Below are 19,700 nucleotides of genomic sequence, written 5' to 3' on the forward strand. Positions count from 1 at the left end.
CGGACTCCCGCCGAGAGTTGTCCACAGACCCTGTGGATAGTCAGCTCATCGGTCTCCACTTGTGGGGGAGTCGCGTACGAAGCGAAGACAGGCGGGACTTCCGGGGCCCGCAGCGGGTAACGTCGGGAGGGTGCCCTCCGATCCACCGAACCGCGCCGGAGAGAACCCCCTCAGCACACCGGGCCGGCTCCGCCAGCCGCCCCGCCGTTCCCGGACCAGCGCGGTCGAGGTGCGCAGGAGCGCCCGCCGGCGCCGCACGGTCTCGGCCTACCGCGAGGGCGACCGCACGGTCGTCCTCATCCCGGCCCGGATGTCGCAGGCCGAGGAGGAGCGCTGGGTGACGGTGATGCTCGACCGGCTCGCCGCCCAGGAGAGCCGCCGCATGCTGGGCGACAGCGAGCTCGCCGAGCGGGCCGAGCGCCTGTCCGCGCAGTATCTCGGCGCCCGGGCGCGGCCCCGGAGCGTTCGCTGGGTCACCAACCAGAACACCCGCTGGGGCTCCTGCACCCCCGCCGAGGGCAGCATCCGCCTGTCGCACCGGCTGCAGGGCATGCCGGGCTATGTCACGGACTACGTGCTCCTCCACGAGCTCGCGCATCTGCTGGTCCCGGGCCACGGCGCCGACTTCTGGCAGCTGCTGGAGGCGTACCCGCGGACGGAGCGCGCCCGTGGCTACCTGGAGGGCGTGGTCGCGGCCGGACGGCTGCCGCATCTCGCGGACGAGGCCGGTGCCTGACCGTCGGTCCCGGTACGGGACCGGGACAAAAAGCTTTTCCGTTCCGGGATCGCCGGGGACGGTGACCAGCGGATAGCCTGGCGCGCACGTACGTATGCTCGGAACGGGGGGACGGTCGTTACGCATGGCCAGGGAATTCCAGCGCGGCCACAAGGCCAGGATCAGTGACCTGACGGCGGGGACGGATCTGTACGTGGGCGTGCAGATATCCGGTCCCGGGCTGTCCTTCGACATCAGCTGCTTCGGTCTCGACGCGGACGAACGGCTGTCCGACGACCGGTACTTCGTCTTCTTCAACCAGCCGAGGTCGCCGGAGGAGTCGATTCAGCTCCTCGGCGCGCAGGCGGGGGACACCGAGTCCTTCCGCGTCACCCTCGACCGCGTCCCGCAGGGCATCCACCGGCTGTCGTTCACCGCGACGATCGACGGCGCCGGCCAGATGTCCCAGGTCGGGCCCGGCTGCATCCGGATCGTCGCGGGCGGCGAGGAAGTGGCGCGCTACGCCTTCGACGGCTCGGAGTTCAGCACCGAACGCGCCGTGATGCTGGGCGACTTCTACCGGAAGGACGTCTGGCGCTTCGCCGCCGTGGGGCAGGGGTTCGACGGCGGACTCGAGGCGCTGCTGAAGAACTTCGGCGGGGAGGTCCTGGAGGAGGAGACCCCGCAGTCGCAGCAGCCCCCGCAGCAAGGCGGGGCGGTGCCCGGTTTCGCACCGCCCGCGGCCGCCCCGGCGGCACCGCCCGCCTTCGGCGTCCCCGGAGGGCCGTCCCCGGCGCCGCAGCCCCCGGCGCCGCAGCCCCAGGCGCCGCAGGCGCCCGCCCCCCAGGCGCCGCCCGCGCCCCAGCCGTCCACGCCCGCCCCGCAGTTCACGCCTCCGCAGGGCACCCCGCCGGCGCCGCCCGCGCCCCGGCATCCCGCCGCCCCGCAGCCCCACGCCGCGGCACCGACCATGGCCGCGCCCATGGCGCCTCCCGCCGGCCCGCAGCCACCCGGTCCTCCCCCGCCCCCGGCCGCGCCGGCCGCGCCCGCCGCGCCCTATGGTCCGCCGCCCGGTGGGCAGGGGGCGTTCCCCGGGGCACAACCGCCCGGGATCCAACCGCCCGGAACGCCCGCCCCGTACGGCCCGCCGCAGGGCACGGGCGCCGTCCCGGCCGGTCTGGGCAGCGCCCTGGAGAAATACCGCGAGGCACCCACCGGGCAGCGGTGGACTCTGCAGAGCCGGCAGCTCGTCCGGGTCGACCTCGGCGCGGACGACCGGCCCGTCCTGGCTCGTCAGGGCAGCATGGTGCTCTACCAGGGCAAGGTCGACTTCGGCTACAAGGGAGCGGGTTTCGCCGGCCGGGTCGTCGGCAACGCCACCGGCCAGGAGATGCAGCTGATGCGCTGCACCGGCCGCGGCCAGGTGTTCCTCGCCGAGGACGCCGCGGAGATCCACCCGATCGAGCTGCAGGGCGACGCGATCTGCGTCTCGTCCGAGAACGTCCTCGCCTTCGACGAGTCCCTCCAGTACGAGGTGCGGCGGATCGAGGGCCACGGCATCCCCGGCGGGGCACTCTTCACCATGCTGTTCCAGGGCACCGGCACCGTGGTGGTGAAGACGCGGGGCACCCCGGTGGTCCTTCCCGTCACCCCGACGACCTTCGCCGACAGCAACGCCGTCGTCGCGTGGTCCGCCGCCTCCCAGGTGATCATCTCCAGCCAGGTGCGGCTGCGCCGCAACGCCTACCCGGGCCACAGCGGGGAGACCGTGAATCTCCAGTTCCGCGGCGCGCCCGGCAATTTCATCGTCGTCCAGCCGTACGAGGTCTGAGGGAGCCCGTGATGGACCAGCACATGATCTCGGGTTATGCCCCGGCCCCGGTCGCCGCCCGGATGGAGAACCACGGCCCGAGCATGCTCCGGGTCGCGCTGCAGAGCGGGCAGGACCTCTTCGCCCGCACCGGCTCGATGGTCGCCTACGAGGGGTTCGTCCAGTACGAGCCCAACCCGCCCGCCGTGCGCCAGATGGCCTCGCAGTGGCTCACCGGTGAGGGAGCGCCGCTGATGAAGTGCAGCGGCGACGGTCTGCTCTACCTCGCCGACTACGGCGCGGACGTGGTGTGCGTCCACCTCGCCGACGAAGCGCTGTCGGTCAACGGCACCAACCTCCTCGCCTTCGACGCCCATCTCCAGTGGGGCGTCCAGCGGGTCAAGGGGATGGCCAAGTTCGCCGGCCAGGGCCTCTTCAACGTGGCCGTCTCCGGTACCGGCTGGGTGGCGCTGACCTCGCGGGGCACTCCGATCGTCGTCGACTGCGGCCGGGGCGAGGACGAGACCTACGTGGACCCGGACGCCCTCGTGGCCTGGTCCAGCGGTCTGAAGATGAAGGGCAAGCGCAGCTTCAAGGCGTCCTCGATGATCGGCCGCGGCAGCGGTGAGGCCTACCAACTCGGCTTCTCCGGCCAGGGCTTCGTGGTCGTCCAGCCGAGCGAGGACAGCACCGACCGGCTCCGGGCCCGGGGCTGAGGGGGGGACGGGAACAGATGCAGAGTCCGCTGTTCGGCCACACCGAGAACCAGAGCCAGGAGCGCTACGCGCTGCAGAACCCGCAGATGCTGCGGGTCGCGCTCGGGGGGCACGACGACATCCTCGCCCGCAAGGGCAGCATGGTCGCTTACCAGGGCCTGGTCGAGTTCGACGGCGAGTACCAGCCGCAGAACCGGCAGCGCGCCCGCGCCCACACCGGCGAGGGCCTGGACCTGATGCGCTGCTCCGGCCAGGGCACGGTCTACCTGGCCAACCTCGCGCAGTACGTGCACATCCTGGACGTGGACCAGGAAGGGCTCACCGTCGACAGCGCGTACGTCCTCGCGCTGGACTCCTCGCTGCACTGGGAGACCATCGCCGTCGACAGCCAGTTCGGCATCTCCGGCTCCGGGGCCTACAACCTGCAGATCTCCGGCCAAGGCAAGGTCGCGCTGATGACCTCCGGCAAGCCCCTGATGCTCCAGGTGACGCCCGACAGGTACGTCAACGCGGACGCGGACGCGGTGGTCGCCTGGTCGACCTCGCTGCGGGTGCAGATGCAGGCGCAGACCCATTCCTCCGGGGTTCTCCGGCGGCGGGGGAACACCGGCGAGGGCTGGGAGCTCAGTTTCCTCGGCCAGGGGTACGCCCTCGTCCAGCCCAGTGAGCTGTTGCCCCCGCAGAACGCCGTCATCGGCCAGGGGATCCGGGCCCAGTACGGCATGGGACCGCAGGGAGCGCACGGCCAGAACCAGGGGAACATCTGGACGAACCGCTGACGCACCGCTGACGCACCGCTGACGCAGCGGTGCGTCAGGACGCCGGTCCGCCGGTCCGCGCCCCCCCGGCCCGGACCGGCGTCCGCTCAGCCGGCGTCCGCCCGGTCGCGGGCGGTTCGCACGTGCGGCGCCTCAGAGCAGCGCACGGGCGCTCTCAGCCAGCCGGACGACGGAGGTGTCGGCCACGCGCCGCACCTCGTCCCAGCCGTACCAGCGCAGTTCCAGGGACTCCTCGCTCACGGCCTCCACCGATCCGGCCGGGGCGAGGGCCGCGTACTGCACGTCCAGATGCCAGGCGCAGGGCGTGAGGTGCCGGTCGAGCCGGACCGGCCCGCCGGGGAGCAGTTCCAGCCCGGGGATACCGGACTCCTCGGTGGCCTCCCGCAGTGCGGCGCCCGCCAGTGTGGTGTCCCCGGGTTCGCAGTGGCCGCCCGTCTGCAGCCACATCCCCAGCTTCCGGTGCAGGGTCAGCAGCACCCGCCCGGTGTCCGGGTCCACCACCAGCGCGCTCGCCGTGATGTGCCCCTCCCGGCAGCCCTTCCCCATGCCGTCCGGGTGCGCGGCCAGATGCGCGAGGTAGTCCCGCCGCAACTCCTCCTGACCGGAACCGGCCGGCGGGCGCTCGCCCGGAGCCGACGGGGCGGGGCGGGCCGCCGGGACCCGCGGGGTCCAGCTCTCCAGTACGTGCTTCGCGTCCGCGTGCAGGCTCACTTGGCGCCGTCGTCCCCCCGCCCGGAGCCGCCGGGCTCTCCGCCCTCCGCGTCCCGGTCCTCGCGCCCGGTGTCCTTGCCGGAACCGCCGGCCGCCTCCCCGAGCATCTTGTCGAGCTCGGAGAAGTCCACCTGCTCGCGGTGGACGAAGCCGTCCGGGTCGTCCAGGTCCTCCGCCGTGGGCAGCATGTCCGGGTGCTCCCAGAGGGCGTCCCGGCCGTCGGCTCCCCGGGCGTCGGTGAGCGACGCCCACAGCCGGGAGGCGTCCCGCAGCCGGCGCGGCCGCAGCTCCAGCCCGATGAGGGTGGCGAAGGTCTGCTCGGCGGGCCCGCCGGTCGCGCGGCGCCGGCGCAGCATCTCGCGGAGCGCGCCCGACGAGGGCAGATGCGGCGACGCCGCCGCGTGCACCACCGCGTCCACCCAGCCCTCGACGAGAGCGAGGGCCGTCTCCAGCCGGGCCAGCGCCGCCTTCTGCTCGGGTGTGTCCTCGGGCTGGAACATGCCCTGCTGCAGGGCTTCCTGCAGCTGCTCGGGGCGCGAGGGGTCGAGCTGGCCGACGACGTCCTCCAGCTTGGCGGTGTCCACCTTGATGCCGCGCGCATAGCCCTCGACGGCGCCGAACAGATGCGAGCGCAGCCACGGCACATGGTCGAAGAGCCGCTGGTGGGCCGCTTCCCGCAGGGCGAGGTAGAGCCGCACCTCGTCCAGCGGAACGCCGAGGTCCTCGCCGAAGGCGGCGATGTTCACCGGCAGCAGCGCTGCCTTGTGCGGCGGTCCCAGCGGCAGTCCGATGTCGGTGGAGCCGACGACCTCGCCCGCCAGCGTGCCCACGGCCTGGCCGATCTGGGTGCCGAACATGGCGCCGCCCATCGACCGCATCATCCCGAGCAGGGGGCCCGCCATGGCCTGCATCTCCTCGGGCAGGACGTCGCCCATGGCGCCCGCTACGCGCTCGGCGACCGGGTCCACCAGCGCCTTCCACGCCGGCAGCGTCGCCTCGACCCATTCGGCCCGGCTCCAGGCCACCGCCGAGCTGGAACCGGAGGGCAGCGAGGTGATCCCGTCGAGCCAGAGGTCCGCGAGCCGTACGGCCTCCTCCACGGAGGAGCGCTCGGCGGGCGTGACGCTCGGGTCCCCGGCTCCCCCGGCGGCACTCCGGGCCACCGTCTGCCGCGCGATGTCCTTGGCCATGTCCCAGTTCACGGGGCCGCCCTCGTAGGAGAGCATCTGGCCGAGCTGCTGGAAGGCCGCGCCGAGGTCGTTGGGGTTCAGGGAACCGAACATCGCGGCGAGCGGGTTGTCACCGCCCGGCCCCCCGGGCCCCGTGCCGAACCCGAAGGGATTCGCCGGGCCCCGGCCACCGCCCTCGCCGCCCTGCTTCCTGCCGTCGTCGCCGTCCTCCGGCTCCTCCGGCGGAAGGCCGAATCCGAATGGGTTGTCACTCACGGGCTTCCTCGGCTCGTAGGGCCGCCGGCTCCGGCCGGCGGCGACTGTCCGGCGTCACCACCCAGCGTAGACACGTCGGCCCCGTTCTTGGCTCGGGTGCTCCGCCGCCCCACCGCCTGCGGCAGGATGGACGCCACCTGGTCCGTACGCTCAGGCGCACGTACGCATGTACGCAGACAACCGCTGGAGACGCCCGGTGAGTTCCCCAGATCATCAAGTTCGCGCAACGCGAAACCCCCCGCCGGCGACCGCGCGGCGGCCCGTCGTCGCGGTCACCGGCGCCGCGACGGGAGCCGGTGAGCTGCTGACCCGGCGGCTCGCGGCCTCGGAACAGATCAAGCAGGTCATCGCGATCGACGAGCGGCGCGGGGAGGTGCCGGAGGCCGAGTGGCACCTCCTCGACGTGCGCGATCCGCTCATCGCCGGGAAGCTCCGCGGCGTCGACGTGGTGGTGCACCTCGCGCTCGATCTCGACCTGGAGTCCGACCCGGCCGCGCGTACCGCGTACAACGTCCGCGGTACCCAGACCGTCCTCACCGCCGCCGCGGCCGCCGGTGTGCGCCGTGTCGTGCTGTGCACCTCGGCGATGGTCTACGGCGCCCTGCCCGACAACGACGTTCCGCTCGCGGAGGACGCCGAACTGCGCGCCACCGCCGACGCCACGGGCGTCGGCGACCTGCTGGAGATCGAACGGCTCGGCCGCCGGGCGCCCCGCGCCCACCCGGGCCTCAATGTGACGGTGGCCCGGCCCACCGTGCTGGTCGGCGGCACCGACACGGCCCTCACCCGCTACTTCGAGTCACCGCGGCTGCTGGTCGTCGCCGGTTCCCGCCCGACCTGGCAGTTCTGCCACATGGAGGACCTGGTGAGCGCCCTGGAGTACGCGGCGCTGGAGCAGGTCGAGGGCGAGTTCGTGGTCGGCTGCGACGGCTGGCTGGAGCAGGAGGAGATCGAGGAGCTCTCCGGAATCCGGCGGATGGAGCTTCCGTCCGCCGTCGCCCTCGGCGCCGCCTCCCGCCTGCACCGGCTCGGCCTCACCCCGTCCCCGGCCGGTGATCTGGCCTACACGATGCACCCCTGGGTCGTCAGCGGCAGCAGGCTGCACGAGGCGGGATGGCGGCCCCGGTACACGAACGAGGAGGTCCTCGCCGAACTGCTGGACGAGGTGGCGGGCCGGCACACCGTCGCGGGCCGCCGGCTGGGCCGCAAGGACGCCACCACGCTGGGTGCCGCGGGCGCCACCGTCGCCCTGGTCGGCACGGCCGCCCTCGTGCGCCGGGCGCGCAAGGCCCGCCGCCGCCTCTGAGCGCCCGGCGCCTCGCGCGGGCGCCGGTTCCCCGATCCCCGCCCGGTGCGGCACGATGGGCGCCATGGCACGGACGTACGAGCATCCCGGCGAGCAGGCCCACCCCGACCCGATCCGCCTGCTGGCGGTCCGCGACAGCCCCCTCTCGCTCGACGAGGTGTTCGGGGCCGTGCCGGACGACGCCGCGGGCGGCACCGCGCTCTTCGTCGGCACGGTGCGGAACCATGACGAGGGCTCCGGTGTGGCGGCCCTGGGCTACACCGCCCACCCCACGGCCGAGACCGAGCTGCGGCGGGTGGCGGAGAAGGTGGCCGCGGAGTTCCCGGTACGGGCGCTGGCCGCCGTTCACCGGGTGGGCGACCTGTCGGTGGGGGACGTGGCCGTGGTGGTCGCGGTCTCCTGTCCGCATCGTGCGGAGGCCTTCGACGCCTGCCGGCGCCTCATCGACGACCTCAAGCACGAGGTCCCCATCTGGAAGCACCAGCAGTTCACCGACGGCACCGAACAATGGGTCGGGGCGTAGAGGGGCGGGGCGCGGCGCGCGGACACGGCGGAACGCCCCCGGCCGAGGGGGACAGACCCCGGTACGGGCGGAAAAGCGGTGTACCGCCCCGCGTGCCGGGTATCAACCGGAAAGCCACCGTGCTCCCGCCCGGCTTGCGTAACCGCCCCCCTGCCGCGAGCGTTGACAGTGCGGATGGCTAATCTGCTCATCTGTTGTTGATGCGCGCTGATGAACGCGCTGGTGCGGGGAGTCGGGAGGCCGGCATGGCGGCTGTCGCCTGGTTGCTGATTCCGGTGGTCGCGGCGGTGGCCGCGGGGGTGTGGGCCCGCTGGGCGGCCCGCAAGCGCAAGACCGGGGATGTCGCCGAACTCGCCGGTTACGCGAAGTTCCGCGAGGCGATGGAGCGCTCCGGTTCCGTGCCCGGGCCGGCCGCCTCGGACCGGGGGCCGGCCTCCGGCTCCGACGCGGCCTGACCCGCGGCCCCGCTCCTCCCCGCGGCCCGCGCGGCGTACCCCGGCGCGGTCCTCGGCCGTGCCCCCGGGCCGTTCCGGGCCGTTCCGGGCCGTCCGTGAGCCCTCCCGGGCAGTCCCCGGACGGCCCGCCCCGCGAGTGGACCCCTGACCCGGTCCCGTACTGTCGTTCCATGCCACGCCGCACTGCGACGATGCTCGCCTCCACCCTGCTGCTGATCGCGCTGCTGTGCGCCGGGGTGCTGATTCCGGTGCCGTACTCGGAGATGTCCCCCGGCCCGACCGTGAACACGCTCGAGAAGCACGGCGGCGAGGAGGTGCTCCAGGTGACCGGCCGGAAGACCTATCCGGCCACCGGCCACCTCAACATGACGACGGTCAGAGTCACCGGCGCCGACTACCGGATGAACCTCGCCGAGGCGGTCTACGGCTGGCTTTCCCGGGACGCCGTCGTGCCGCACAGCACCCTCTACCCGGACGGGCAGACGGCGGAGCAGGCGGACGAGGAGAACGCCGAGGAGTTCAGCCAGTCGCAGGAGAGCGCCAAGGTGGCGGCCCTCAAGGAACTGGGCATACCCGTGACCTCGTGGGTGGTCGTGGCCTCCGTGGTCGAGGGCGGGGCCTCGGAGGGCAGGCTGCACGCCGGTGACGTGATCAGGGCCGTGGACGGGAAGGCGGTGCGCAAGCCGGCGGACGTGGCGGACTTCGTCACCGAACACGAGCCCGGTGAGCGGGTGGAGTTCACCGTCGTGCCCGCCAAGAAGGCCGCGGCGGCGGAGAAGGCGGGCAAGGCGGAGCCGAAGGAGACCGAGACGGTCACCGTCACCGCCGGCAAGGCGCCCGAGGACGGCCGCGCCCTCGTCGGCATTCAGGCGGGAACGGACCACACCTTCCCGTTCGACATCGACATCAAGCTCGCCGACGTCGGGGGGCCCAGTGCCGGACTGATGTTCTCGCTCGGTCTCGTCGACAAGCTGACCCCCGGCTCGCTGACCGGCGGGAAGTTCGTCGCCGGCACCGGGACGATCGACGAGGCGGGCAAGGTCGGCCCCATCGGCGGCATCCAGATGAAGACGATCGGCGCCCGGGAGCAGGGCGCGGAGTTCTTCCTGACCCCGGCGGACAACTGCCGGGCCGCCCTCGTCGGCAAGCCGGCCGGGCTGACCCTCGTCAAGGTCCGCACCCTCCGCGACGCCGTGGACTCCCTGGAGAAGATCGCCGAGGGCCGGACGGCCGCCCTGCCCCGCTGCCCGGCGGGCTGAGCCCGGGCGGCACGGGCCGCCCCCGCCCCCGTGGGCACCCGCGGCCGTCCGGACCGGCGGGGGCCGCGTTACTCGGCGAACGTCGCGGACAGCGCCTCGGCCAGCCCCGGCACCAGGCCGGCTCCGGTCAGCACCTCCGTCGGCGAGTCCTTCTCGCGGAGCCGCAGAGCCGACTCGCGGCTTCCGTCCCGCAGCACCGCCACCGTCATCCGGACCTCCTGCCGGTCCGGGTGGTCGGCGACCCATCGCGTCAGCTGCTCGCCGTCCAGCCCCTCCGGCACGGACGCCTCGGCGGACGGCGGCAGCATGAGCCGCTCCACGGTCATGGCGCAGCCGCTCACGGCCTCGGGCCAGGCGATGGTCCCCAGGAACTCGTCCAGCGGCGTCCCGGCGGGCAGCTCGTCCTGTTCGACGGGGGTCAGCGCGCCGGAGCCGTCACCGCTCTCCAGACCGAGCTGCGCGGCCAGCTCGGGTTCCTCGGACAGCAGCCGCTCGGTGTCGACGAGGGCGAAGAGGCGGGCGGGCTGGTCCCAGCCGAGGCCGGCGGCGTACTCGTCGATCTCGAGCACGGCTCGGGTGAGCGGTCCGGCGGCGACGGGCGCCGGGCCCGCGGCGGGCTGGGGGCTGTCGGGGCCGTTCGGTACGGAGGAGGCAGACATGGTCCGTATCTTGCCTTCTTCGTGGCCGGAATCGGGAACTGGGTAAAGCTTGAGTAAGTTGCATGAGTGGGCCCTAGGATCTCTGGGCTCGTCCATACGACCCATATGACTGCGATTTCTTCGAGGGGCGCACCTTGGCTTTCCAGATGCCGGACCGCGGCGGAGGCCCGACCGGGCCACGGATGAGAGCCGGCGGACCGTCCCGGCGTTCCAGGACCCTGCTGCTGACCCTGGCCGCGCTCGCCTTGCTGGCCATGGTGTTCGTCATGTTCGCCGGGTTCTGGACGGACTGGCTCTGGTACCGCTCGGTCGACTACTCCTCGGTCTTCAGGACGACCCTGTGGACCAAGATCGGGCTGTTCGCCGTCTTCGGGCTGCTGATGGCGGCCGCCGTGGGCGTCAACGTCTGGCTGGCGCACCGCATGCGGCCGCCGCTGAGCGCGATGTCCCTGGAGCAGCAGAGCCTGGACCGCTACCGGATGGGCATCGCGCCCTACAAGAAGTGGGTGCTCCTCGGCGTGACGGCCCTGGTGGGCCTGATCGCCGGCGCCTCCGCCGCCGGCCAGTGGCGCACCTGGCTGATGTGGATCAACGGCGTCCCGTTCGGCACCGAGGACCCGCAGTTCGGCAAGGACGTCTCGTTCTACGCCTTCGACCTGCCCTGGTACCGCTTCCTGCTGGCCTTCGGCTTCGCGACGGTCGTGCTGTCGCTGATCGCCGCCGCGCTGACGCACTACCTCTACGGCGGCCTGCGGCTCACCAGCCCGGGGGCCCGCGCCACCGGTGCCGTCACCGGGCACCTGTCGGTGCTCGTCGGTCTCTTCGTCGCCCTGAAGGCGGTCGCCTACTGGCTGGACCGGTACAGCCTGGCGGTGAAGTCCAGTGACTTCAAGGCCACCGGCAACTGGACGGGACTGCGCTACGTCGACGCCAACGCCTACCTGCCGGCCAAGACGATCCTGTTCTTCATCGCCGCCATCTGCGCGGTGCTGTTCTTCGCCACCCTCTGGCGGCGCACGTGGCAGCTGCCGGTCCTCGGCTTCGGCCTGATGGTGCTGTCGGCGATCCTCATCGGCGGCCTCTACCCGGCCATCGTGCAGAAGTTCCAGGTCGAGCCGAACGAGCAGGCCAAGGAAGCCCCGTACATCAAGAAGAACATCGACGCCACGCGCGACGCGTACGGCATCGACGACGCCAAGGTGAGCGACTACGAGGGCAAGGTCTCCGTGGACGAGGCCGAGAGCGCCAAGCTGCGCGAGGAGGCCGAGAGCACGGCCAGCCTGCGCCTCCTCGACCCGAACGTGGTCTCGCCCACCTTCCAGCAGCTCCAGCAGGTCCGCGGCTACTACGGCTTCCCGGACACCCTGGACGTCGACCGCTACAAGGACGGCGACGGCAAGGAGCAGGACACCGTCATCGGGCTGCGCGAGCTGAACATCGGCGGCATCCCCGAGCGCAACTGGATCAACGACCACTTCAAGTACACCCACGGCTACGGAGCGGTGGCCGCCAAGGGCACCTCGACCACCCGCGGTGGCGCGCCGGACTTCATCGAGTCCGACCTGCCCTCCAAGGGCGAGTTCGGCAAGTACCAGCAGCGGGTCTACTACGGCGAGAAGATGGAGCAGTACTCCATCGTCGGCGGCCCGCAGAAGGAGCTGGACTACTCCGACGACAGCGGTGAGAAGCTGTACAGCTACACCGGCGACAGCGGGGTCGACCTCTCCGGCCCGGTGAACCGCGCCGCCTACGCGGCCGCGTTCAGCGAACCGCAGATCCTGTACTCCGGAGCCATCGGCGAGGGCTCGCGGATCCTCTACAACCGGACGCCCAAGGACCGGGTGGAGGCGGTGGCGCCCTGGCTGACCATCGACGGCGACGCCTATCCGGCTGTCGTGGGCGACCGGATCCAGTGGATCGTCGACGCGTACACCACGTCGAACGGCTACCCGTACGCCTCGCGCACCACGCTGGGCGACACCACGGCCGACTCGCTGACCACCGGCCAGCGCGAGGTCGTCGCCCAGGAGAACCGGGTCAACTACATCCGCAACTCGGTCAAGGCCACGGTGGACGCCTACGACGGCTCGGTGAAGCTGTACCAGTGGGACACCAAGGACCCGGTGCTCAAGACCTGGATGAAGGCCTTCCCGGGCACGGTCGAGAAGCGGAGCGCCATCGGCACCGAGCTGATGGAGCATCTGCGCTACCCGCAGGACCTGTTCAAGGTCCAGCGCGAGCTGCTGACCCGCTACCACGTCACCAACTCCGCGCAGTTCTACAGCGGCAGCGAGGTGTGGCAGGTCCCGGACGACCCGACGAACAAGTCGGGCAACTCCGTGCCGCCGTACTACCTCAGCATGCGGATGCCGGACCAGAAGGAGCAGACGTTCTCGCTGACGACGACCTTCACCCCGAACCGGCGCGACAACCTCGGCGCGTTCATGGCCGTGGACGCGGATGCCACCAGTGACGGGTACGGGAGGATCAGAATCCTGAAACTGCCGTCCAACACCACCGTGTCCGGACCGCAGCAGGTGCAGAGCAAGTTCAACTCCGAGACGGCCATCGCCAACGAGATCAACATCCTCCAGCGGGGGGACTCGGAGATCGAGTACGGCAACCTCCTGACGGTCCCCCTGGACGGCGGCCTGCTCTATGTGGAGCCGGTCTACGTCCGCGGTGCCGGGACCAACTACCCGCTGCTGCGGAAGGTTCTGGTCTCCTACGGTGACGAGACCGCCTTCGAGGACACGCTCGGCGAGGCGCTGGACGTCGTCTTCGGGGAGAAGGAGGCGGACACCGGCGGGACCGAACCGCCGCCGGGCGAGGGCGGGGAAGGCGACGGGGGCGAGCGCGACCGCCCGAGTGACGACCCGACCGTGCGCCAGGCCCTGGAGGACGCCCAGGAAGCCATCGAGGCCGGTGAGAAGGCCCTCGCGGACCAGGACTGGACCGCCTACGGCAAGGCGCAGGAGGACCTCAGGGACGCCCTGAAGCAGGCCGCGGACGCCGAGAAGGCGGCCCGGGAGCCGGAACAGGGCGGCTGAGCAGGCAACACCCCGCGCCGTGGTACGGTTGTCACACAACGGCGCGGGGTGGAGCAGCTCGGTAGCTCGCTGGGCTCATAACCCAGAGGTCGCAGGTTCAAATCCTGTCCCCGCTACTCACAGAAGGACCCGGAGTCAACAGACTCCGGGTCCTTCACTTGTACGGGGGGACTGTACGCGCTGGAGTTTGAGTTCCCGTCATGTCGGGAAGTCGACAAAACGCCGAAGTGACTTCACTGGCTGCGGTATACCAGGTGTACGCAGGTTGCAGGTGGTGCGACGATGGCCCTTATGGGGGACAAGGCAAATCTGTTGGAATCAGGTCGATTTGCGGCTCCACCGGATACCGGGAGGTATGCGGTCGCGCCGTCCGGCGCTCCGGCCTGCCCGGACACCGCTCCCGGCCCGGAGGCGGCCGGCACCACCGCCGACCTGGACAACACCACCGCGGCCGAGGCCGAGAAGGAGGCCCGGCACCGCCGTGCCGCCGAAGCCGGTGACCCGGAGTCCTCCAGCGTCCTCGGAGCGCTGCTGCTCCGCCGCGGAGACCTCGACGGCGCGGAACCGCACCTCCGCGCCGCCACCGCCGCCGGTGACCGCGCCGCCGCCAACAACCTCGGCGTGCTGCTGCACCAGCGGGGCTACGTCGACGAGGCCGCCGGCTGGTGGCGGATCGCCGCCGTCGCCGGCTCCGCCGCCGCCGCACACGCCCTCGGCCGCTACTGCCGCGAGCGCGGCGACGAGACCGGCGCCGAGTACTGGCTGCGCCAGTCCGCCGAGTCGGGGCACGCTCTGGGCGCGTACGCCCTCGGGGACCTGCTGGAGCACCGCAGCGACGTCGGCGCGGAGCGCTGGTTCCGCGTCGCCGCCGAGCAGGGGCACCGGGAGGCCGCCTACCGGCTCGCACGGATCCTCGATCTGAGGGACCCCGCCCGGGGCGACCGCGCGGACGGAACCGCCCGCGAGCTCGGTCCCGCCCCGGCCCCGCCGCGCCCGGTGCCGGTGGACGACACCGCGCGGGGCGCCTCCGCCGAGGCCGAGCAGTGGTACCGGCAGGCCGCCGCGCGCGGCCACCGGCGCGCCGCGCTCTACCTCGGCACCCTCCTGGAGGAGCGCGGGGAGGCCAAGGAGGCCGGCCGCTGGTATCTGAGCGCGGCCAAGGACGGGGAGGCCCGTGCGGCCTGCGCGCTGGGCTTCCTGCTGCGCGACGCGGGCGATCCGGAGAGTGCCGCGGTGTGGTGGCGCCGTGCCGCTCAGGACGGGGACGGCAACGCCGCCAACGCCCTGGGGGCCCTGCACGCCGACCGTGGCGAGCCGCAGACCGCCGAGCGCTGGTACCGCGCCGCCCTGGACGCCGGTGACGTCAACGGTGCCTTCAACCTCGGGCTGCTCTGCGCCGAGCAGGGCCGCACCGACCAGGCCGAGCAGTGGTACCGCCGCGCTGCCTACGCGGGTCACCGCGAGGCGGCCAACGCCCTGGCCGTTCTGCTGCTCCAGCAGGGGGACGCCGCCGGCGCCGGCCCGTGGTTCTCCAAGGCCGCCGAGGCCGGCAGTGTCGACGCCGCCTTCAATCTCGGCATCCTGCACACCGGACGGGGTGAGGAGGCCGAGGCCCGTCGCTGGTACGAGCGCGCCGCGGCGGCCGGGCACACCGAGGCGGCGCTCCAGGTGGCCATCGCCCTGCTCCGGGACGGCGACGAGCGGGAGGCCGAGCGCCATCTGCGCTGCGCCGCGGGCGGCGGCAGCGCGGAGGCCGCCTTCCGGCTCGGCGCGCTGCTCGACCGGATGGCGCGCGGCCGCTCCGGTGAGGAGGAGGGCGGTGGTGCCACGCCCGGTCCCGGGGACGGCCTCGCCGCGGAGGGGGAGGAGTGGTACGAGCGCGCGGCCGAGCAGGGGCACCGCAGGGCGCAGGTGCGGTGCGGGATGCTGGCCGCCGCCCGCGGCGATGTGGTGAAGGCGGCCCGCTGGTACCGGCGGGCGGCCGACGCGGGGAGCCGTAACGGCGCCTTCAACCTCGGCCTGCTCTACGCCCGCGAGGGCAGCGAGCCGGAGGCCGCGCTCTGGTGGACCCGGGCGGCCGAGGCGGGACACGGCCGGGCGGCCCTGCGGCTGGCTCTGCTGGCGGCACGGCGCGGCGATCTGGTCGATGCCCAGCAGTGGTGCTCGGAGGCGGTGAAGCTGGGCCCCCCGGAGGTGGCGGAACGTGCGGCGAGACTCCGGGACGCCCTCCGGCAGGAGCTGTCGGCGTAGCGTCCCGGAGTCGTCGCCGGGGCCCGGCCGCCCGGCCTTTCCCCGCGGTTCCGGGACCGGTGTCCCGGATTTGCGCCGGTTGTCACCGGCGGGTTAGAGTTGAGACAACGACGCGGGGTGGAGCAGCTCGGTAGCTCGCTGGGCTCATAACCCAGAGGTCGCAGGTTCAAATCCTGTCCCCGCTACTCGGTACGAAGGCCCGGATCCACAGGATCCGGGCCTTCGTCGTATGCGAGCCGCCGACCAGTGGTGCCGGGCGGGTTCGGCGTCGGGCGGCTGCCGGGTGCGGGCGGCGCCGGCCATCCCGGCGGACCCGGTCGGCGCGGCTGCGAGGCGGCCCCGTACCGCTCAGGCGGAGGAGGCGCAGGCCGGGCAGAGGCCGTGGTACGTCACATCGACTCCCGAGATGGTGAAGCCGAAGCGCTCGCTCTCGGGAAGGTCGGCGAGCGGGGTGCCCGTCGGGTGGACGTCCCGCACCGTGCCGCACCGGCCGCACACCAGGTGCTGGTGCGGGCGGTGGGCGTTGGGGTCGTACCGCATGGCCCGGCGGTCCGTGGAGACCTCGATCACTTCGCCGAGGGAGACCAGCTCACCGAGGGTGTTGTACACCGTCGCGCGCGAGATCTCGGGCAGTCGGGCGGCGGCCCGCGCGTGCACCTCGTCGGCGGTCAGGTGGACATGGTCGCCGTCGAGCACCTCGGCGATGACCCGCCGCTGGGCGGTCATCCGCCACCCGCGGCCTCGGAGGCGGTCCAGTAGGTCACTCATGTCCATCACCTAACGAAATCTGGGGGTCCAGCTTAACAAGCGGGTACCCCGGGTTCCGAACGCGTATGGTCTTCGGGTTCTTCTTGACTTGGACACTGTCCAATGTAGGATCGGTTTCGCTGTAAACCAAGCAGAACGGCAGATACTGCAGAAAACGCGGGAGGCGCAAGTGACGGTGCAGGGCGAGGCGACAGGACCGCTGACGACAGAGTCCGGGGCTCCGGTCGCGGACAACCAGAACAGCGAGACGGCCGGCGTCGGCGGTCCCGTGCTCGTGCAGGACCAGCTGCTGCTGGAGAAGCTCGCGCACTTCAACCGCGAGCGGATCCCGGAGCGCGTGGTGCACGCCCGGGGCGCGGGCGCCTACGGCACCTTCAGGGTGACCGCGGACGTGACCAAGTACACCAGGGCGACGTTCCTCTCCCAGGTGGGCAAGGAGACCGAGGTCTTCCTCCGCTTCTCCACGGTCGCCGGCAACCTCGGTGCCGCCGACGCGGTGCGGGACCCCCGCGGCTTCGCGCTGAAGTTCTACACCGAGGACGGCAACTACGACCTGGTGGGCAACAACACCCCGGTCTTCTTCATCCGGGACGCCATCAAGTTCCCCGACTTCATCCACACCCAGAAGCGCGACCCCTACACCGGTTCGCAGGAGGCGGACAACGTCTTCGACTTCTGGGGCCTCTCCCCGGAGTCGACGCACCAGGTCACCTGGCTCTTCGGCGACCGCGGCATCCCCGCCTCGTACCGCCACATGGACGGCTTCGGCTCGCACACCTTCCAGTGGAACAACGAGGCCGGCGAGGTCTTCTGGGTCAAGTACCACTTCAAGACCGACCAGGGCATCAAGTGCCTGACCCAGGAAGAGGCCAACAAGCTCGCGGGTGAGGACCCGGACAGCCACCAGCGCGATCTGCGCGAGTCCATCGAGCGCGGCGACTACCCGAGCTGGACCGTCGGCGTCCAGATCATGCCGGCGGCCGAGGCGGCGACCTACCGCTTCAACCCGTTCGACCTGACCAAGGTGTGGCCGCACGCGGACTACCCGGTCATCGAGATCGGCAAGCTGGAGCTCAACCGCAACCCGCAGAACATCTTCGCCGAGGTCGAGCAGTCGGTCTTCTCCCCGGCGCACTTCGTGCCCGGCATCGGCCCGTCCCCGGACAAGATGCTGCAGGGCCGGCTCTTCGGCTACGGGGACGCCCACCGCTACCGCGTCGGCGTCAACGCCGACCAGCTGCCGGTGAACCGCCCGCACGCCACCGAGGCCCGCACGCACGGCCGGGACGGCTTCCTCTACGACGGCCGGCACAACGGCGCCAAGAACTACGAGCCGAACAGCTTCGGCGGCCCGGCGCAGACCAACCGCCCGCTGTGGCAGCCGGTCCCCGTCAGCGGCGAGACGGGCGAGGCGGACACCCCCCGGCACGCGGAGGACAACGACTTCGTGCAGGCGGGCAACCTCTACCGGCTCATGAGCGAGGACGAGAAGGAGCGCCTGGTCGGCAACCTCGCCGGCGCCATGAGCGGCGTCACGCGGGACGACATCCTGGAGCGGGCGATCAACAACTTCCGCCAGGCGGACGAGGACTTCGGCAAGCGTCTGGAGGCCGCGGTCCAGGCCCTGCGCGGCTGACCCGGCGCCTGCCGCAAGGACGGAGAGAGCCGGCCCCCGCGAGGGGACCGGCTCTTTCCGCCGTTCCGGGCGCGGATTCCTCCGCCCCCCGGACCCCGGCCGTCTTCGCCGGCGGTCCGGGCGGCTCCGGCCCGGGACGGCGGTGGTCAACCCGCCAGAGCGGCCGGTTCCCGGCGGGCCGGCGCCCAGCACCGGATGATGTCCCGGACCGAGACCACTCCCACCGTCTCCTGGTCGTCGAGCACGATCAGATGCCGGAAACCGCCGTGCGTCATCGCCGCCGCGGCCTCCTCCAGGGTCCAGCCGGGGGCGGCGAAGACGACATCGGTCGTGGTGTGGGCCTGCGCCGTTTCGTCGTCCGGGTTCTGGCCGGCGCCGATGGAGTCGATGATGTCGCGTTCGGTCAGGATGCCGATGCCGCTGGTGTCGGGGTCGTGGACGATGGCGGCGCCGACACGGCGGTCCGACATCAGACGGGCTGCCTGACGCAGCGTATGGGCGGGGCCGATGGTGAGGACCACGGTGCTCATGGCGTCACGGACGAGCATGGAGCGGAGCCACCTCCTTCGCGGCTCCCCGGCCGGGCCCTCACGGGGAACCGCCGGTCGGGGAAGCGCACAAATGCACAAGCGGGGGAATTCTCATGTTCACATGCGCTCCGCGGGCCGGGCAAGAGGGCGTACGGCGGCGTTCGGAAGCCGCCCGGCGCACCGGTGGCGGGCGGTGGACGGGCGGTGGACGGGTGGGGCCGGCCTGCCCTAACGCGGATTCAGATAGCCCAGCAGTTCGCTGTGGAGGAGCCCGTTGGACGCCGCGGCGTTGCCGCCGCCGGGACCCCGCACCCCGTCCAGGCCGGTGAACTCCCCGCCGGCCTCCCGCACGATGACCGCGTTGGCCGCCATGTCCCAGAGCGACAGCTCCGGTTCGGCGCACATGTCCACCGAGCCCTCGGCGACCATCATGTACGGCCAGAAGTCGCCGTAGCCGCGCGTCCGCCAGCAGTCGCGGGTCAGGTCCAGGAAGCCGTTCAGCCGGCCCTGCTCCTCCCAGCCGGTCAGCGAGGAGTAGGCGAAGGAGGCGTCCGAGATCTTCGAGACCTGCGAGACGCGCATCCTGGTCGCGGAGGACAGGCTCCGACCGGTGTACGCGCCCGAGCCCTGCGCCGCCCACCAGCGGCGGCCCAGCGCGGGAGCCGAGACCAGCCCCACGACCGGCTGGTGGCCGGACTCGCCGGGCGCCATGAGGGCGATCAGCGTGGCCCAGACCGGCACCCCGCGGACGTAGTTCTTGGTGCCGTCGATCGGGTCGATCACCCAGCGCCGGGGCCCGGACCCCTCGCTGCCGTACTCCTCGCCGAGTACCGCGTCCCGGGGCCGGGCACGCCGCAGTGAGGTGCGGATCAGTTCCTCGGCGGCCTTGTCCGCCTCGCTCACGGGCGTCATGTCCGGCTTGGTGTCGACCTTGAGGTCGAGGGCCTTGAACCGGCCCATGGTCTGGGCGTCGGCGGCGTCCGCCAGGACATGGGCGAGTCGGAGATCGTCGTGATAGTCGGGCATGTGTGAACAGTATCGACGCAGCTTGCGGCGGGCCACACGGCCGAGTCCGTACGGGAAGGAGA

Annotated in this window: 17 protein-coding genes and 2 tRNA genes; 13 read left to right on the forward strand and 6 right to left on the reverse strand. The window is 72.2% G+C overall.

Annotation, left to right across the window (positions count from 1 at the left end; translation table 11 throughout):
* Positions 1 to 130 precede the first annotated feature (130 nt).
* The 4 genes from KBZ10_RS04970 to KBZ10_RS04985 all read left to right on the forward strand — a co-directional run bounded on the left by KBZ10_RS04970 (position 131) and on the right by KBZ10_RS04985 (position 4,020).
* Positions 131 to 736: a M48 family metallopeptidase gene (locus tag KBZ10_RS04970; protein ID WP_210986250.1), complete on the forward strand. Its 606-nt coding sequence runs from the start codon at positions 131 to 133 to the stop codon at positions 734 to 736.
* Between the two features lie 124 nt (positions 737 to 860).
* Positions 861 to 2,546 (forward strand): TerD family protein, encoded by a 1,686-nt coding sequence (locus KBZ10_RS04975; protein ID WP_210986251.1) that lies wholly within the window; start codon positions 861 to 863, stop codon positions 2,544 to 2,546.
* An 11-nt stretch (positions 2,547 to 2,557) separates the two neighbouring features.
* Positions 2,558 to 3,241, forward strand: coding sequence for an AIM24 family protein (locus KBZ10_RS04980; RefSeq protein WP_210986252.1), 684 nt, complete (start codon positions 2,558 to 2,560; stop codon positions 3,239 to 3,241).
* A 17-nt stretch (positions 3,242 to 3,258) separates the two neighbouring features.
* Positions 3,259 to 4,020: an AIM24 family protein gene (locus KBZ10_RS04985; protein WP_210986253.1), complete on the forward strand. Its 762-nt coding sequence runs from the start codon at positions 3,259 to 3,261 to the stop codon at positions 4,018 to 4,020.
* A 132-nt stretch (positions 4,021 to 4,152) separates the two neighbouring features.
* Here KBZ10_RS04985 and KBZ10_RS04990 read toward each other — a convergent pair whose 3' ends face one another.
* Both KBZ10_RS04990 and KBZ10_RS04995 read right to left on the reverse strand, forming a co-directional pair.
* Positions 4,153 to 4,731 carry an NUDIX hydrolase gene (locus tag KBZ10_RS04990; protein ID WP_210986254.1) on the reverse strand — a complete coding sequence of 193 codons (579 nt, stop codon included), beginning with the start codon at positions 4,729 to 4,731 and terminating at the stop codon, positions 4,153 to 4,155.
* On the reverse strand, positions 4,728 to 6,176 hold the full coding sequence (locus KBZ10_RS04995; RefSeq protein WP_210986255.1) for a zinc-dependent metalloprotease: 1,449 nt from the start codon (positions 6,174 to 6,176) through the stop codon (positions 4,728 to 4,730). Before KBZ10_RS04995 ends, KBZ10_RS04990 begins: the two co-directional genes overlap by 4 nt.
* Before the next feature lie 196 nt (positions 6,177 to 6,372).
* Here KBZ10_RS04995 and KBZ10_RS05000 point away from each other — a divergent pair, with 196 nt between their 5' ends.
* The 4 genes from KBZ10_RS05000 (at position 6,373) to KBZ10_RS05015 (ending at position 9,719) form a co-directional block, all read left to right on the forward strand.
* Positions 6,373 to 7,482, forward strand: coding sequence for an SDR family oxidoreductase (locus tag KBZ10_RS05000; RefSeq protein WP_210986256.1), 1,110 nt, complete (start codon positions 6,373 to 6,375; stop codon positions 7,480 to 7,482).
* A gap of 55 nt (positions 7,483 to 7,537) precedes the next feature.
* Positions 7,538 to 8,005 (forward strand): molybdenum cofactor biosynthesis protein MoaE, encoded by a 468-nt coding sequence (locus KBZ10_RS05005; RefSeq protein ID WP_210986257.1) that lies wholly within the window; start codon positions 7,538 to 7,540, stop codon positions 8,003 to 8,005.
* A 245-nt stretch (positions 8,006 to 8,250) separates the two neighbouring features.
* Positions 8,251 to 8,460, forward strand: coding sequence for a hypothetical protein (locus KBZ10_RS05010; RefSeq protein ID WP_210986258.1), 210 nt, complete (start codon positions 8,251 to 8,253; stop codon positions 8,458 to 8,460).
* A 170-nt stretch (positions 8,461 to 8,630) separates the two neighbouring features.
* A complete protein-coding gene (locus tag KBZ10_RS05015) occupies positions 8,631 to 9,719 on the forward strand; it encodes a PDZ domain-containing protein (protein ID WP_210986259.1) in 1,089 nt (362 codons plus the stop codon).
* Between the two features lie 68 nt (positions 9,720 to 9,787).
* Here the strand turns inward: KBZ10_RS05015 and KBZ10_RS05020 are convergent, their stop codons facing one another.
* The gene (locus KBZ10_RS05020) at positions 9,788 to 10,378 is read right to left on the reverse strand and encodes a PPA1309 family protein (RefSeq protein ID WP_247701821.1); all 591 of its coding nucleotides are present in this window, start codon (positions 10,376 to 10,378) and stop codon (positions 9,788 to 9,790) included.
* Positions 10,379 to 10,560: 182 nt separating this feature from the next.
* On the opposite strand from KBZ10_RS05020, the gene KBZ10_RS05025 reads away from it, so the two are divergent.
* The 4 genes from KBZ10_RS05025 (at position 10,561) to KBZ10_RS05040 (ending at position 15,863) form a co-directional block, all read left to right on the forward strand.
* Entirely contained in the window at positions 10,561 to 13,428 is a 2,868-nt protein-coding gene (locus KBZ10_RS05025; protein WP_247701822.1) for a UPF0182 family protein, read from the forward strand.
* A 42-nt stretch (positions 13,429 to 13,470) separates the two neighbouring features.
* Positions 13,471 to 13,544: transfer RNA gene (locus KBZ10_RS05030), tRNA-Met, on the forward strand.
* A gap of 166 nt (positions 13,545 to 13,710) precedes the next feature.
* The gene (locus tag KBZ10_RS05035; protein ID WP_210986261.1) at positions 13,711 to 15,678 is read left to right on the forward strand and encodes a tetratricopeptide repeat protein; all 1,968 of its coding nucleotides are present in this window, start codon (positions 13,711 to 13,713) and stop codon (positions 15,676 to 15,678) included.
* Positions 15,679 to 15,789: 111 nt separating this feature from the next.
* Positions 15,790 to 15,863 (forward strand) — tRNA-Met (locus KBZ10_RS05040).
* A 163-nt stretch (positions 15,864 to 16,026) separates the two neighbouring features.
* Here the strand turns inward: KBZ10_RS05040 and KBZ10_RS05045 are convergent.
* Positions 16,027 to 16,446, reverse strand: coding sequence for a Fur family transcriptional regulator (locus KBZ10_RS05045; RefSeq protein ID WP_210986262.1), 420 nt, complete (start codon positions 16,444 to 16,446; stop codon positions 16,027 to 16,029).
* Between the two features lie 169 nt (positions 16,447 to 16,615).
* Here KBZ10_RS05045 and KBZ10_RS05050 point away from each other — a divergent pair, with 169 nt between their 5' ends.
* Positions 16,616 to 18,082: a catalase gene (locus KBZ10_RS05050; RefSeq protein ID WP_210986263.1), complete on the forward strand. Its 1,467-nt coding sequence runs from the start codon at positions 16,616 to 16,618 to the stop codon at positions 18,080 to 18,082.
* Positions 18,083 to 18,228: 146 nt separating this feature from the next.
* Here KBZ10_RS05050 and KBZ10_RS05055 read toward each other — a convergent pair whose 3' ends face one another.
* Positions 18,229 to 18,630 carry a cyclic nucleotide-binding/CBS domain-containing protein gene (locus KBZ10_RS05055; RefSeq protein WP_210986264.1) on the reverse strand — a complete coding sequence of 134 codons (402 nt, stop codon included), beginning with the start codon at positions 18,628 to 18,630 and terminating at the stop codon, positions 18,229 to 18,231.
* 210 nt (positions 18,631 to 18,840) lie between these two features.
* Positions 18,841 to 19,638, reverse strand: coding sequence for a histidinol-phosphatase (gene hisN / locus KBZ10_RS05060; protein WP_043459415.1), 798 nt, complete (start codon positions 19,636 to 19,638; stop codon positions 18,841 to 18,843).
* Positions 19,639 to 19,700: the final 62 nt, after the last annotated feature.

Source organism: Streptomyces sp. F63 (genome assembly GCF_018070345.1).
Lineage (GTDB): Bacteria > Actinomycetota > Actinomycetes > Streptomycetales > Streptomycetaceae > Streptomyces.

Coding starts and splice junctions, on each gene's coding strand:
- KBZ10_RS04975 (WP_210986251.1), top strand. CDS start 861: ATGGCCAGGGAATTCCAGCGCGGCCACAAGGCCAGGATCAGTGACCTG.
- KBZ10_RS04980 (WP_210986252.1), top strand. CDS start 2,558: ATGGACCAGCACATGATCTCGGGTTATGCCCCGGCCCCGGTCGCCGCC.
- KBZ10_RS04985 (WP_210986253.1), top strand. CDS start 3,259: ATGCAGAGTCCGCTGTTCGGCCACACCGAGAACCAGAGCCAGGAGCGC.
- KBZ10_RS05005 (WP_210986257.1), top strand. CDS start 7,538: ATGGGCGCCATGGCACGGACGTACGAGCATCCCGGCGAGCAGGCCCAC.
- KBZ10_RS05010 (WP_210986258.1), top strand. CDS start 8,251: ATGGCGGCTGTCGCCTGGTTGCTGATTCCGGTGGTCGCGGCGGTGGCC.
- KBZ10_RS05015 (WP_210986259.1), top strand. CDS start 8,631: ATGCCACGCCGCACTGCGACGATGCTCGCCTCCACCCTGCTGCTGATC.
- KBZ10_RS05020 (WP_247701821.1), bottom strand. CDS start 10,378: ATGTCTGCCTCCTCCGTACCGAACGGCCCCGACAGCCCCCAGCCCGCC.
- KBZ10_RS05025 (WP_247701822.1), top strand. CDS start 10,561: ATGAGAGCCGGCGGACCGTCCCGGCGTTCCAGGACCCTGCTGCTGACC.
- KBZ10_RS05035 (WP_210986261.1), top strand. CDS start 13,711: ATGGCCCTTATGGGGGACAAGGCAAATCTGTTGGAATCAGGTCGATTT.
- KBZ10_RS05045 (WP_210986262.1), bottom strand. CDS start 16,446: ATGAGTGACCTACTGGACCGCCTCCGAGGCCGCGGGTGGCGGATGACC.
- KBZ10_RS05055 (WP_210986264.1), bottom strand. CDS start 18,630: ATGCTCGTCCGTGACGCCATGAGCACCGTGGTCCTCACCATCGGCCCC.
- hisN (WP_043459415.1), bottom strand. CDS start 19,638: ATGCCCGACTATCACGACGATCTCCGACTCGCCCATGTCCTGGCGGAC.